This is a genomic window from Pseudomonas sp. LBUM1659, from assembly GCF_059716045.1.
In genome coordinates, this window is sequence record NZ_CP166797.1 from 979570 (window position 1) to 992084 (window position 12515).

Genomic DNA, 12515 nt, shown 5'->3' on the forward strand with positions numbered 1-12515 from the left:
GCCGCCATGATAACCAGTCGGGGGCCGCTTGTCCGGCCCGGTCGCTCGAAGGCCATACCGAAAGCAGAATTTGAGTGGAGAACAGCATGAGTGCAGTTGAAAGCGTCGGCCCACAAGCGTTGCCGGCACTGCAAGAACAAGTCGAGCAGATCATCGCTGAAGCCAAGCGTCAGGGCGCCAGCGCCTGCGAAGTTGCCGTGTCCCTGGAGCAGGGCCTGTCGACGTCGGTGCGTCAGCGTGAGGTCGAAACTGTCGAATTCAACCGCGATCAGGGCTTTGGCATCACCTTGTACGTCGGCCAGCGCAAAGGCTCGGCCAGTACCTCGGCGAGCGGTCCTGAGGCGATTCGCGAGACCGTCGCTGCGGCGCTGGCCATCGCCAAACACACTTCCGAAGACGAAGCCTCGGGCCTGGCTGATGCCGCGCTGATGGCTCGCGATCTGCAGGATTTTGACCTGTTCCACCAATGGGATATCACGCCGGAGCAAGCCATCGAACAAGCGTTGGCCTGCGAAGCCGCGGCGTTTGCCACTGACAGCCGGATCAAGAATGCCGACGGCACCACGCTCAGCACCCATCAGGGTTGCCGCGTGTACGGCAACAGTCACGGATTTATCGGTGGCTACGCGTCGACGCGCCACAGCCTGAGCTGCGTGATGATCGCCGAGGCCGATGGTCAGATGCAGCGCGATTACTGGTACGACGTGAATCGCCAGGGCAACTTGCTGGCCGACCCGGTGAGCATCGGCCAGCGCGCCGCGCAACGGGCGGCGAGCCGTCTGGGCGCGCGTCCGGTGCCGACCTGCGAAGTGCCGGTGCTGTTTTCCGCCGAGTTGGCCGGTGGTTTGTTCGGCAGCTTCCTGTCGGCGATTTCCGGCGGCAGTCTGTACCGCAAATCGTCGTTCCTCGAAGGTACGCTGGGTCAGAAGTTGTTCCCGGAATGGTTGACCATCGACGAGCGTCCGCACTTGATGCGCGCCATGGGCAGTTCCGCGTTTGATGGCGATGGCCTGGCGACCTACGCAAAACCGTTCGTCGAAAAAGGTGAGTTGGTCTCCTACATCCTCGGCACCTACTCCGGCCGCAAGCTCGGCATGCCGAGCACCGCCAACGCCGGCGGCGTGCACAACCTGTTCGTCACCCATGGCGATGAAGACCAGGCCGCGTTGCTGCGTCGCATGGGTCGTGGCTTGTTGGTCACGGAGTTGATGGGCCAGGGCCTGAACATGGTCACCGGCGATTACTCCCGAGGCGCGGCGGGTTTCTGGGTCGAAAACGGTGAGATCCAGTTCGCGGTGCAGGAAGTGACCATCGCCGGCAACATGCGTGACATGTTCAAACAGATCGTTGCGGTCGGTAATGACCTGGAGTTGCGCAGCAACATCCGCACCGGTTCGGTACTGATCGAGCGGATGACGGTGGCGGGTAGCTAAACCTTACCGCTTCAAAAAAGGCGCGCCATCCCATCGGATGGCGCGCCTTTTTTATGCGCCTTGCACCGGCCCCCCTGTAGGAGTGAGCCAGCTCGCGATAGCGGTGGAACATCCACCAACGATGTCGACTGACACTCCGCAATCGCGAGCAGGCTCGCTCCCACAATTAGTTCAGCGCAAGCTGCGGGGTTGTTTTGGTTCTCATTATCATCTAATAATAAATCTCATTACCGAATAGGCCCGGATCATGAGTTCTGCCTTGCACGAGCAGCCGTACCTCGAAAGCTGGCGCTGGATGAGCCGCCAGATCCGTTGCGCGATGGATCCCGACGAGCCGCGCCTGATCGAACATTACCTGGCTGAAGGCTGGTATCTGGCCTGTTGCACGGCGACCTCACCCTGGACCATCGCCGAAACGTCTTTGCGTCTGCTGCTCGATAGCGCCGCCGATGTCGCGCTGCCGTGGCACTGGCGGACCTATTGCCTGGATCAGGCATGGCGTCCGCTGCGCGAACTCGAACGCCTGTCTCTGTGCCAATGCCGCCTCAAGCGTTGGCAACGCTACACCTGGCAGCTGGCGACCTGCGAGTTGCAGCCATCGATTCCCCTCATAGAACTGATGCAAGGATTCCACGATGAGTAAAACTCGTATCGAACGCGACAGCATGGGAGAGCTTCAGGTGCCGGTGGACGCGCTCTATGGCGCACAGACCCAACGCGCGGTGGATAACTTCCCGATCAGCGGCAAGCCGATGCCCGTGCAGTTTGTCCGCGCGTTGATTCTGGCCAAGGCCGCCGCCGCCCGGGCCAACGTCGAGCTCCAACAAGTCAGCGAAGCCCAGGGCAATGCCATCGTCAAGGCGGCATTGGGCCTGCTCAACGGCGACTTCATGCAGCACTTCCCGGTGGATATCTTCCAGACCGGTTCGGGCACCAGTTCGAACATGAACGCCAACGAAGTGATCGCCACACTGGCCAGCCGTGTGCTCGGCGAGCCGGTGAACCCCAACGATCACGTCAATTGCGGCCAGAGCAGCAACGACATCATCCCGACGACTATCCATGTCAGTGCGGCGCTGGCTTTGCATGAGCAACTGCTGCCGGCGCTGGTGCGTCTGGTGCAGGTGATCGAACTCAAGGCCGAGCAGGTTCATCACCACGTCAAAACCGGACGCACTCACTTGATGGACGCGATGCCGGTACGCATGAGCCAAGTGCTTAACGGCTGGGCGCAACAGCTCAAGGCCAACATCGGCCATCTGCACGATTTGCTGCCGAGTCTGCAATCGCTGGCACAGGGCGGCACGGCGGTGGGCACCGGAATCAACGCTCATCCCGAGTTCGCCGCGCGCTTCAGCCAACAGCTGAGCGAGCTGACCCACGTTCAATTCACCCCTGGCACAGACCTGTTTGCGCTGATCGGCTCCCAGGACACAGCCGTCGCAGTCTCCGGGCAGCTCAAAGCCACGGCGGTGTCCTTGATGAAGATTGCCAACGACCTGCGCTGGATGAATTCCGGTCCGCTGGCCGGTCTTGGTGAAATCGAGCTCGAAGCCTTGCAGCCGGGCTCTTCGATCATGCCGGGCAAGGTCAACCCGGTGATCCCGGAGGCCACCGCGATGGTCGCCGCTCAGGTGATTGGCAACGATACCGTCATCACCATTGCCGGTCAGTCTGGCAATTTCGAACTGAACGTGATGCTGCCAATCATCGCCCAGAACCTGCTGAGCAGCATTGAATTGCTGGCCAACTCCAGTCATCTGCTGGGTGAAAAGGCAATCGGCAGCTTCAAGGTCAATGAAGCAAGGCTCAAGGAAGCGCTGTCGCGCAACCCGATTCTGGTCACGGCACTCAACCCGATCATTGGTTACCAAAAAGCCGCCGAGATCGCCAAGAAAGCCTATCAACAAGGCCGGCCGGTGCTCGATGTCGCACTGGAACACACCGACCTGACACGCAGCCAGCTTGAAGTTTTGCTGGACCCGGAAAAACTCACCGCAGGCGGCGTGTAACCACCTCAACCGCTTTGGAGGCTCACCATGGAGCACTGGAAACGCACGATCGAACGGGCAAATCGTTGTTTCATGCTGGGCGAATACGTCGATGCCCGCGAGGCTTACTTGCAGGCGTTGGCCCTGGCCCAGGTGTTGTTCGAGCGCTGGGCGGATGCCGACGAAGCGGTGACGGCCTGCGTGATTTCCCACCACAACCTGGCGGATCTGCATTTGCGTCTGAACCAGCCGGAGGAGAGCGCCGAGTATTTGTGCGCGATCCATCAACGGCTGTTGCAGACCATGCAGGATCCGCGTCTGGTGCCCGCCCTGCGCGATGCCGCACTACGCCAAAGCAGCAAGACTTACGTCGAACTGCTGAATTTCATCAGCGAACACGGCGAATACCCGCGCACCTATCGTCTGCTGCACATCGATGCTGCCTCGCCTGCGCCCCTACATCATGGAGTTCATTGAAATGGCTTTTACCTTGCCTGCCTTGCCCTACGCCTACGACGCCCTGGAACCGCACATCGATGCGCAGACCATGGAAATCCACTACACCAAACACCACCAGACCTACATCAACAACCTCAACGCTGCGGTGGAAGGCACCGAGTTTGCCGAGTGGCCGGTGGAGAAACTGGTGTCGGCTGTCCAGCAACTGCCGGAGAAGCTGCGCGCGGCGGTGATTAATCAGGGCGGCGGGCATGCCAACCATTCGCTGTTCTGGGAAGTGATGGCGCCCAACGGCGGCGGCAATCCTGAAGGCTCCTTGGCTGAGGCGATCGATGAGCAACTGGGCGGCCTGAGCAGTTTCAAGGAAGCCTTCACCAAAGCCGCGCTGACTCGTTTCGGCAGCGGCTGGGCGTGGCTCAGCGTGACGCCGCAAAAGACGCTGGTCGTTGAAAGCAGCGGCAATCAGGACAGTCCATTGATGAACTGCAATACGCCAATCCTCGGCCTGGATGTCTGGGAGCACGCTTATTACCTGCAATACCAGAACCGTCGCCCGGAATACATCAACGCGTTCTACAACGTGATCAATTGGCCTGAAGTCGCTACGCGCTATCAGGCTGCACTGGTTTAAGACTTCTGCAAAAACAATCCAAGGCTGGCTATGGGCACTGAAACACTGGCGATCGGAAGTGGACGAATGTTTCGTTACGCATTCGGATCGCTGTTACTGCTGGCAGGCATGACGTTATTGGTTGCCCAAGGCTTGGCGTGGCTGGACCTCGAGCCGAAACTACTGCGCGCGCTGCAAGGCGGGGCGATCTGCGCTTTGGGCACTGCGTTGGGCGCGGTGCCTGTGCTGGTAATTCGACGGATGCCCCAGACAGTCAGCGATACGCTGCTCGGCTTCGGGGCCGGGGTGATGCTCGCGGCGACAGCGTTTTCGTTGATCGTTCCGGGGATCTCTGCCGCTGAAAGCCTGGGGCTGACGCCTTGGACGGCCAGCGGACTGATCAGTTTCGGCATCATGCTGGGTGCGTTTGGATTGTTCCTGGTTGATCGCAAGGTGTCGGGTGCGTCGCCGGAAATGCTCGTAGGCACGCTGGAGCGACCGGTCATCCCGCCGCGAATCTGGTTATTTGTGTTTGCGATCATTGCCCACAACATTCCTGAAGGCATGGCGGTCGGGGTCTCGGCGGGAGGTGGAATGCCGGATGCTGATAGCCTGGCCATGGGCATCGCGTTGCAGGATGTCCCGGAAGGGCTGGTGATTGCGTTGGTGTTGGCCGGGGCGGGGATGTCGAGGGTCAAGGCATTCCTGATCGGTGCGGCGTCAGGGTTGGTCGAGCCGGTGTTCGCGCTATTGTGCGCGTGGCTGGTGAGCCTTGCCGAACTGTTGTTGCCGCTTGGATTGGCACTGGCGGCGGGGGCAATGCTGCTAGTGGTCACCCATGAAGTGATTCCCGAGTCACGACGCAATGGTCACGACAAGCTCGCAAGTCTTGGCTTGCTGATTGGGTTTTGTCTGATGATGGTGATGGATACGGCGCTCGCCTAGGCGAACGTTTATTCGCCTTCGTCGAAGTATCTGTTGATCAAATCCACCAATGCCTGCATCGCTTCGTCAGCTTGTTCACCTTCAGTGCTCAGGTGGATTTTGGTGCCCTTGCCCGCAGCGAGCATCATCATGGCCATGATGCTTTTGCCGTCGACCGTGGATTCCGGCGTGCGTCCTACTCTGATCGTGCAATCCTTGAATTCACCGGCGACGCCAACGAATTTTGCAGAAGCGCGGGCATGCAGGCCCAATTTGTTGATGATTTCGATTTCCAGAGCAGGCATCGCGGTGTGAATCCTTTAGCTGAGGTCGCGGTGGCGGACCTGGACGTTCTTCAGGGATTGTTGCAGAACCTGGCCCAGACGTTCGGTCAGGTAGACGGAGCGATGATGTCCTCCGGTGCAGCCAATGGCGATGGTGACATAGGCGCGGTTGCTCGCGGCAAAGCGCGGCAGCCACTTGAGTAAATACGATGATATGTCCTGGAACATCTCTTCGACGTCCGGTTGGGCCGCCAGGTACTCGGCCACCGGTTGATCAAGCCCGGACTGAGCGCGCAATTCCGGCTTCCAATAAGGGTTGGGCAGGCAGCGCACGTCGAACACCAGGTCTGCATCGACCGGCATGCCACGTTTGAATCCGAAGGACTCGACCAGGAACGCAGTACCGGCTTCCGGCTGATTCAACAGGCGCAGCTTGATGGTATCGCGTAGCTGATAAAGGTTCAGGTTGGTGGTATTGATTTTGAGATCTGCCAGATCGGCGATCGGCCCCAACAGATTGGTTTCGTCCTCGATGGCTTCAGCCAACGAACGGTTGGCGTTGCTTAGCGGGTGACGACGGCGGGTTTCGGAAAAACGCTTGAGCAGGGTTTCGACGTCGGCGTCCAGGTACAGCACATCGCACTTGATATGCCGGCTCCGGACTTCATCCAGCAGTTCGGGAAACCGCGAAAGGTGGCTCGGCAAGTTACGCGCATCTATGGATACGGCGACCAGCGGTTGTGCCAGTTCGGTATGAATCAGTGCGCGTTCTGCCAACTCCGGCAGCAGGCCGGCGGGCAGGTTGTCGATGCAGTAGTAGCCGTTGTCCTCGAGAACATCGAGGACGGTGCTTTTACCTGAGCCGGAGCGGCCGCTGACGATGATCAAGCGCATGATTACTGACCGTTTTGCTCGTCCAGGACAACCTGATACAAGGCTTCGTTGCTCGGGGCGCTGCGAAGACGTTCACGAACTTCCTTGCGATCGAGCATGCTGGCGATCTGGCGGAGCAGTTCCAGGTGCGCATCGGTAGCCGCTTGCGGGACCAGCAGTACGAACAGCAGGTCAACCGGAGCGCCGTCGATGGCGTCGAAATCAATGGGGGCGTCCAGGTGCATCAAGGCGCTGATGGGTGACTCGCAGCCCTTCAGGCGACAGTGAGGGATGGCGATGCCGTTGCCAAAACCGGTCGAGCCGAGTTTTTCACGGGCAATCAAAGCCTCGAAGACATCTTGCATCTCCAGATCCGGCACTTCCCGGGCGATCAGGTTGGCAATTTGCTCGAGGGCTTTCTTTTTACTGCCGCCCGGCACGTTCACGAGGGAGCGGCCGGGGGTCAGGATGTTTTCAAGTCGGATCATGGGTTGGGAGTGTTAACGACCGGTCGCACCCTGGAGGAGGCTCTGGGTCTTTTCCTTATGCTTTTTGAGTTGTTTATCTAGCTTGTCGGTCAGTGAGTCGATCGCCGCGTACATATCGGTATGTTCCGCGTTGGCGACCACTTCATTGCCGGGAATATGCAGGGTGGCTTCGATTTTCTGCTTCAGCTTCTCGACCGTCATCGTGACCTGCACGTTGGTGATCTTGTCGAAATGCCGCTCTAATCGTTCGAGTTTTTCGCCGATGTAGGCGCGCAGGGGTTCGGTCACTTCCAGTTGGTGTCCACTGATGTTGACTTGCATACAGCTTCTCCTTCGTTGCCAGTGCATAAAGCGGTAGATCAAATGATCTACCACTGGAACGCTGTGGCGTGGCTCTACATCAACCGCTTGCGTTCGCTCGAAGGCGCGATCCCGAGGGACTCGCGGTACTTGGCGACGGTGCGGCGAGCCACCTGAATGCCTTGTGCCTCCAGTAAACCAGCGATCTTGCTGTCACTCAACGGCTTTTTCTGATTTTCCGCGGCAACCAGCTTTTTGATGATCGCGCGGATCGCTGTGGACGAGCATTCACCGCCTTCGGAGGTGCTGACGTGGCTGGAAAAAAAGTATTTCAGCTCATAAATACCCCGTGGGGTATGCATGAATTTTTGCGTGGTCACCCGTGAAATCGTCGATTCGTGCATGCCCACTGCTTCGGCAATGTCATGCAGGACCAGTGGTTTCATGGCTTCGTCGCCGTATTCCAGGAAGCCGCGCTGATGCTCGACGATCTGGGTGGCAACTTTCATCAGTGTTTCGTTACGGCTTTGCAGGCTCTTGATGAACCAGCGGGCTTCTTGCAACTGATTGCGCATGAAGGTGTTGTCGGCGCTGGTGTCGGCGCGTCGTACAAATCCGGCGTATTGGGCGTTGACCCGCAGTCGTGGCACTGATTCCTGATTCAGTTCCACCAGCCAGCGTTCGTTGTCCTTGCGCACGATAACGTCGGGAACGACGTATTCGGCTTCGCTGGATTCGATCTGCGAGCCGGGGCGCGGGTTGAGGCTCTGGACCAGTTCGATGACCTGGCGCAGTTCATCTTCCTTGATCTTCATCCGGCGCATCAGCTGGGAGTAGTCGCGGCTGCCGAGCAAATCGATGTAGTCGCTGACCAGGCGCTTGGCTTCGGCGAGCCAAGGCGTATTGGCTGGCAATTGGCGCAATTGCAGCAGCAGGCATTCGCCCAGGTTACGAGCGCCGATACCGGCCGGCTCGAATTGCTGGATGCGGTGCAGGACGGCTTCGATTTCGTCGAGTTCGATGTCCAGTTCCGGATCGAAGGCTTCGAGGATTTCCTCGAGAGTTTCATCCAGATAGCCCTGATTGTTGATGCAGTCGATCAGAGTCACGGCGATCAGGCGATCGGTGTCGGACATCGGTGCCAGGTTCAGTTGCCACAACAGGTGGCTTTGCAGGCTCTCGCCGGCCGATGTGCGAGTAGTGAAATCCCATTCGTCGTCATCGTTGCTCGGCAGGCTGCTGGCGCTGGTCTGGTAAACGTCTTCCCATGCAGTATCGACCGGCAGTTCATTGGGAATGCGCTCGTTCCAGTCACCTTCCTCGAGGTTGTCCACCGTGGGGGCGGTTTCCTGGTAGGAGGGTTCCTGAATGTCGGCGTTGGGTTGCAGCTCGGCTTTGTCGGCCAAGGGGTCGGCGTTGTCGAAGTCGTCGCCCTCTTCCTGGCGTTCGAGCATCGGATTGGACTCCAGGGCCTCCTGGATTTCCTGTTGCAGGTCCAGGGTCGACAATTGGAGCAGGCGGATGGCCTGTTGCAGCTGCGGTGTCATCGTCAGCTGCTGGCCCATTCTCAAGACTAGCGATGGTTTCATGGCAGGGGCTTAACACCTTATTCGCCGGCGCACATGCGCCATCCACTACAGGGCGCCGGAGCGCCAAACATAAGCAAATTATATGCCTGAAACTGAAGTGTTTGCCTAGAGCGCTGTAACAATAAAAACCTGTTGATTTTTACTGTGATAAGCGCTCAGTCGACTAGCCAGACACCTCAACGCTTACAGGCGGAACTCATGGCCCAGATAGACTTCTTTAACCAGGTCGTTGGCCAGGATAGTGGCGGCATCGCCTTCGGCGATCAGCTGGCCATCGTTGACGATGTAGGCGGTTTCGCAGATATCCAGGGTTTCACGGACGTTGTGGTCAGTGATCAGCACGCCAATGCCCTTGGCCTTGAGATGGTAGATGATCTGTTTGATGTCGCCGACCGAAATCGGGTCCACGCCGGCGAAGGGTTCGTCGAGCAGGATGAATTTCGGGTTGGTAGCCAATGCCCGGGCGATTTCGACGCGGCGGCGTTCACCACCCGACAGGCTCATGCCGAGGTTGTCGCGGATGTGGCTGATGTGGAATTCCTGCAGCAGGCTTTCCAGCTCTTTGCGACGCCCGGCCTTGTCGAGTTCCTTGCGGGTCTCGAGGATCGCCATGATGTTGTCGGCGACCGATAGTTTGCGGAAGATCGACGCTTCTTGCGGCAAATAGCCGATACCGGCCTTTGCGCGACCGTGCATTGGCTGGTGGCTGACGTCCAGATCGTCGATCAGCACACGGCCCTGATCGGCCTGCACCAGGCCGACAATCATGTAGAAGCAGGTGGTCTTGCCGGCGCCGTTAGGACCCAGCAGGCCGACGATTTGACCGCTGTCGATCGACAGGCTGACGTCACGCACGACCTGGCGGCTCTTGTAGCTCTTGGCCAGATGCTGAGCTTTCAGAGTTGCCATTACGGGGCCTTTTGCTCGTCGGTTTTTTTCTTCGGCTGGATCACCATGTCGATACGCGGACGCGACTCGGTCACCTTGCTGCCGGTAGCGCGACCGGCGCTGGCAAGCTTTTTCTCGGTGTCATAGACGATTTTCTCGCCTTGGGTGATGTTGTTGTCCTTGTCGATAACCTTTGCCTTGTCGATCAGTACTACGCGATTTTGCGCGGCGAGGTACTGGATGGTCACCCCCCAACCCTGGACAGGTTTGGGGTCGCCTGCAGTTTGCAGTTGCTCGAAGTAGGCCAGATTGCCCACCGAGGTCACCACGTCGATGTCACCCGCCGGGGTGCGGGTCATGGTCACTTTATTGCCGGTAACCTTCATCGAACCCTGGGTGATGATCACGTCGCCCGTATAGGTAGCAACGCCGTTCTTGTCGTCCAGCTGGGCGTCGTCGGCTTGTATGCGGATAGGCTGCTCTTGATCGTTCGGCAGAGCCCAGGCGCTCACGCTTCCCAGTGCTGCGCCCAGACTGAGCAAAATAGGGAGGGTTTTAACGAGCCTCATACTGTCCTCTTACGTTAGATAGCAGGTGTATCCTGCTTTCTTTCAAGTACGCTTTCATTCCGATGCCTGTCGATACACCGCCAGCGCCGTCGATACTAACGGGTTGATCGGTCTGCGCATATTGCTGCTGCGGGAACACAGTCATACGGGTGGTGGTGATCAGGGTCCTGCGGTTTTTTTCGTCGAAGCGGGTGATGCGTACCGAATCGATCAGCTCGACCTGGGTGCCGTCCGGGTTGACTTCCCCGTGTTCACTCTGAACGTGCCAGGGAAACTCGGTGCCGCGAAACATGTTCAGGTCCGGATTGGTCAGCAATGTGACCTCGGACGCTTTCAGGTGTTCGACCTTGTCGGACGTCATTTCGTACTGCAATTTGCCGTCCGGCAGGAACTGCACGCTGTGGGCGTTGGTCGCGTAATAGTCGATCGCGCTTTCATCGGCCTTGACCACAGGTTTGTCGAGGAAGCGTTCCGGGCTGATGTTCCAGTAGCCGACCGCAGCGAACAGCGCGGCGATGCAACTGAATAGCAGGATGTTACGAAACTTTTTGCTCAGCATAGTGGGCTCACAGGTACGCAGCGTTGGCCGCATCGAGGCGGCCCTGGGCGCGCAGGATCAATTCGCAGAATTCGCGAGCGGCACCCTCGCCACCTCGGGCAACGGTAATGCCATGGGCGTTTTCACGCACGAAGCTGGCGGCGTTGGCTACCGCCATGCCCAGGCCGACGCGGCGAATCACCGGCAGGTCCGGCAGGTCGTCACCGAGGTAGGCCACTTGTTCATAGCTTAGGTTGAGTTGAGCCAGAAGCTCGTCCAGCACCACCAGTTTGTCTTCGCGCCCCTGATAAAGGTGGGGGATGCCGAGGTTTTTCGCTCGCCGTTCGACCACCGGGGTTTTGCGGCCGCTGATGATAGCGGTCTGCACTCCCGCTGCCATCAGCATCTTGATGCCTTGGCCATCGAGCGTATTGAATGTCTTGAATTCACTGCCGTCTTCGAGAAAGTACAGGCGCCCGTCGGTCAGCACGCCATCGACGTCGAACACCGCGAGTTTGATCTGTTGGCCGCGTTGCAGCAGGTCCGTGTTCATTACATTACTCCCGCACGCAGCAAGTCGTGCATGTTCAGGGCGCCGACCGGACGGTCTTCGCTGTCGACCACCACCAGCGCGTTGATTTTGTGGTCTTCCATGATTTTCAGGGCCTCGGCGGCGAGCATTTCGGCGCGGGCGGTCTTGCCATGAGCGGTCATGACCTGTTCGATGGTGGCGCTGTGGATGTCGATGCTGCGATCCAGTGTGCGACGCAAGTCACCGTCGGTGAAGATCCCGGCCAGCTTGCCATCAGCTTCCAGAATGACGGTCATGCCCAAGCCCTTGCGGGTCATTTCCATCAATGCGTCTTTAAGGAGGGTACCGCGCTGAACCTGTGGCAAATCTTGCCCGGCGTGCATGACATTCTCCACTTTCAACAGCAGGCGGCGGCCAAGCGCGCCACCGGGGTGGGAAAAGGCGAAGTCTTCAGCGGTAAAGCCACGAGCTTCCAGCAGCGCGACAGCCAGGGCATCGCCCATCACCAGCGCGGCCGTGGTGGAGGAGGTGGGTGCCAGGTTCAGCGGGCAGGCCTCGTGTTCGACGTGAACGTTGAGGTTGACCTCGGCAGCCTTGGCCAGCGGGGAATCCGGGTTGCCGGTCACGCTGATCAATTGAATGCCGAGACGCTTGATCAGGGGCAGCAAGGTCAGGATTTCATTGGTGGAGCCGGAGTTCGACAGGGCCAGGATGATGTCATCCCGAGTGATCATACCCATGTCGCCGTGGCTGGCTTCGGCCGGGTGGACGAAAAAAGCCGTGGTGCCGGTGCTGGCCAGGGTCGCGGCGATCTTGTTGCCGATGTGTCCTGATTTACCCATGCCGACCACAACCACGCGGCCTTTGCTGGCCAGAATCATCTCGCAAGCGCGTACGAAATCTGCGTCGATGTGGGGCAGCAAGCCTTCTACGGCTTCCAGTTCGAGGCGGATGGTGCGTTGTGCTGATTGAATCAGGTCACTGGATTGGCTCATGTCAGAAATCGTATAGCCTGATGAAAGGCGGCGATTATAGCG

General features: G+C 58.9%; 16 protein-coding genes. 6 read left to right on the plus strand and 10 right to left on the minus strand.

The features are described 5' to 3' along the window. The first annotated feature begins 86 nt into the window (after nucleotides 1-86). The 6 genes from pmbA (at nucleotide 87) to ACA048_RS04310 (ending at nucleotide 5438) form a co-directional block, all read left to right on the plus strand. Complete coding sequence (gene pmbA / locus ACA048_RS04285; RefSeq protein ID WP_497628065.1) at nucleotides 87-1433, plus strand: metalloprotease PmbA; 1347 nt, start codon at nucleotides 87-89, stop codon at nucleotides 1431-1433. 247 nt (nucleotides 1434-1680) lie between these two features. Beyond that, a complete protein-coding gene (locus ACA048_RS04290; protein ID WP_497628066.1) occupies nucleotides 1681-2076 on the plus strand; it encodes a FagA protein in 396 nt (131 codons plus the stop codon). Next, on the plus strand, nucleotides 2069-3445 hold the full coding sequence (locus ACA048_RS04295) for a class II fumarate hydratase (RefSeq protein WP_497628067.1): 1377 nt from the start codon (nucleotides 2069-2071) through the stop codon (nucleotides 3443-3445). The genes ACA048_RS04290 and ACA048_RS04295 overlap by 8 nt, the downstream gene beginning before the upstream one ends. A gap of 27 nt (nucleotides 3446-3472) precedes the next feature. Continuing rightward, the gene (locus ACA048_RS04300; RefSeq protein ID WP_497628068.1) at nucleotides 3473-3901 is read left to right on the plus strand and encodes a DUF2753 family protein; all 429 of its coding nucleotides are present in this window, start codon (nucleotides 3473-3475) and stop codon (nucleotides 3899-3901) included. A gap of 1 nt (nucleotide 3902) precedes the next feature. Then, nucleotides 3903-4514: a superoxide dismutase gene (locus tag ACA048_RS04305; RefSeq protein WP_497628069.1), complete on the plus strand. Its 612-nt coding sequence runs from the start codon at nucleotides 3903-3905 to the stop codon at nucleotides 4512-4514. Nucleotides 4515-4544: 30 nt separating this feature from the next. Next, the gene (locus ACA048_RS04310; RefSeq protein ID WP_497628070.1) at nucleotides 4545-5438 is read left to right on the plus strand and encodes a ZIP family metal transporter; all 894 of its coding nucleotides are present in this window, start codon (nucleotides 4545-4547) and stop codon (nucleotides 5436-5438) included. Nucleotides 5439-5446: 8 nt separating this feature from the next. Here the strand turns inward: ACA048_RS04310 and ACA048_RS04315 are convergent, their stop codons facing one another. From ACA048_RS04315 to ACA048_RS04360, 10 genes are all read right to left on the minus strand, one after another. After that, nucleotides 5447-5722, minus strand: coding sequence for an HPr family phosphocarrier protein (locus ACA048_RS04315; RefSeq protein ID WP_497628071.1), 276 nt, complete (start codon nucleotides 5720-5722; stop codon nucleotides 5447-5449). A gap of 15 nt (nucleotides 5723-5737) precedes the next feature. Next, nucleotides 5738-6595 (minus strand): RNase adapter RapZ, encoded by an 858-nt coding sequence (gene rapZ / locus ACA048_RS04320; RefSeq protein ID WP_497628072.1) that lies wholly within the window; start codon nucleotides 6593-6595, stop codon nucleotides 5738-5740. A 2-nt stretch (nucleotides 6596-6597) separates the two neighbouring features. Then, nucleotides 6598-7062 carry a PTS IIA-like nitrogen regulatory protein PtsN gene (gene ptsN / locus ACA048_RS04325; RefSeq protein ID WP_497628073.1) on the minus strand — a complete coding sequence of 155 codons (465 nt, stop codon included), beginning with the start codon at nucleotides 7060-7062 and terminating at the stop codon, nucleotides 6598-6600. A 12-nt stretch (nucleotides 7063-7074) separates the two neighbouring features. Then, on the minus strand, nucleotides 7075-7383 hold the full coding sequence (gene hpf, locus ACA048_RS04330; protein WP_007942757.1) for a ribosome hibernation-promoting factor, HPF/YfiA family: 309 nt from the start codon (nucleotides 7381-7383) through the stop codon (nucleotides 7075-7077). 74 nt (nucleotides 7384-7457) lie between these two features. Continuing rightward, on the minus strand, nucleotides 7458-8951 hold the full coding sequence (locus ACA048_RS04335) for an RNA polymerase factor sigma-54 (protein ID WP_497628074.1): 1494 nt from the start codon (nucleotides 8949-8951) through the stop codon (nucleotides 7458-7460). Nucleotides 8952-9134: 183 nt separating this feature from the next. Continuing rightward, entirely contained in the window at nucleotides 9135-9860 is a 726-nt protein-coding gene (gene lptB / locus ACA048_RS04340) for an LPS export ABC transporter ATP-binding protein (RefSeq protein WP_007942755.1), read from the minus strand. Further along, nucleotides 9860-10408, minus strand: coding sequence for a lipopolysaccharide transport periplasmic protein LptA (gene lptA, locus ACA048_RS04345; protein ID WP_497628075.1), 549 nt, complete (start codon nucleotides 10406-10408; stop codon nucleotides 9860-9862). Before lptA ends, lptB begins: the two co-directional genes overlap by 1 nt. Further along, nucleotides 10395-10967: an LPS export ABC transporter periplasmic protein LptC gene (gene lptC, locus ACA048_RS04350; RefSeq protein WP_497628076.1), complete on the minus strand. Its 573-nt coding sequence runs from the start codon at nucleotides 10965-10967 to the stop codon at nucleotides 10395-10397. The genes lptA and lptC overlap by 14 nt, the downstream gene beginning before the upstream one ends. 7 nt (nucleotides 10968-10974) lie before the next feature. Next, nucleotides 10975-11499, minus strand: a complete 525-nt coding sequence (locus tag ACA048_RS04355) for a KdsC family phosphatase (RefSeq protein ID WP_452624958.1) — start codon at nucleotides 11497-11499, stop codon at nucleotides 10975-10977. Beyond that, nucleotides 11499-12473 (minus strand): KpsF/GutQ family sugar-phosphate isomerase, encoded by a 975-nt coding sequence (locus ACA048_RS04360; RefSeq protein WP_452624959.1) that lies wholly within the window; start codon nucleotides 12471-12473, stop codon nucleotides 11499-11501. The genes ACA048_RS04355 and ACA048_RS04360 overlap by 1 nt, the downstream gene beginning before the upstream one ends. Between the last annotated feature and the right edge of the window lie 42 nt (nucleotides 12474-12515).

Coding starts and splice junctions, on each gene's coding strand:
- hpf (WP_007942757.1), bottom strand. CDS start 7,383: ATGCAAGTCAACATCAGTGGACACCAACTGGAAGTGACCGAACCCCTG.
- lptB (WP_007942755.1), bottom strand. CDS start 9,860: ATGGCAACTCTGAAAGCTCAGCATCTGGCCAAGAGCTACAAGAGCCGC.
- rapZ (WP_497628072.1), bottom strand. CDS start 6,595: ATGCGCTTGATCATCGTCAGCGGCCGCTCCGGCTCAGGTAAAAGCACC.
- lptC (WP_497628076.1), bottom strand. CDS start 10,967: ATGCTGAGCAAAAAGTTTCGTAACATCCTGCTATTCAGTTGCATCGCC.
- ACA048_RS04360 (WP_452624959.1), bottom strand. CDS start 12,473: ATGAGCCAATCCAGTGACCTGATTCAATCAGCACAACGCACCATCCGC.
- ACA048_RS04315 (WP_497628071.1), bottom strand. CDS start 5,722: ATGCCTGCTCTGGAAATCGAAATCATCAACAAATTGGGCCTGCATGCC.
- ACA048_RS04310 (WP_497628070.1), top strand. CDS start 4,545: ATGGGCACTGAAACACTGGCGATCGGAAGTGGACGAATGTTTCGTTAC.
- ACA048_RS04295 (WP_497628067.1), top strand. CDS start 2,069: ATGAGTAAAACTCGTATCGAACGCGACAGCATGGGAGAGCTTCAGGTG.
- ACA048_RS04300 (WP_497628068.1), top strand. CDS start 3,473: ATGGAGCACTGGAAACGCACGATCGAACGGGCAAATCGTTGTTTCATG.
- lptA (WP_497628075.1), bottom strand. CDS start 10,408: ATGAGGCTCGTTAAAACCCTCCCTATTTTGCTCAGTCTGGGCGCAGCA.
- ACA048_RS04355 (WP_452624958.1), bottom strand. CDS start 11,499: ATGAACACGGACCTGCTGCAACGCGGCCAACAGATCAAACTCGCGGTG.
- pmbA (WP_497628065.1), top strand. CDS start 87: ATGAGTGCAGTTGAAAGCGTCGGCCCACAAGCGTTGCCGGCACTGCAA.
- ACA048_RS04305 (WP_497628069.1), top strand. CDS start 3,903: ATGGCTTTTACCTTGCCTGCCTTGCCCTACGCCTACGACGCCCTGGAA.
- ACA048_RS04290 (WP_497628066.1), top strand. CDS start 1,681: ATGAGTTCTGCCTTGCACGAGCAGCCGTACCTCGAAAGCTGGCGCTGG.
- ACA048_RS04335 (WP_497628074.1), bottom strand. CDS start 8,951: ATGAAACCATCGCTAGTCTTGAGAATGGGCCAGCAGCTGACGATGACA.
- ptsN (WP_497628073.1), bottom strand. CDS start 7,062: ATGATCCGACTTGAAAACATCCTGACCCCCGGCCGCTCCCTCGTGAAC.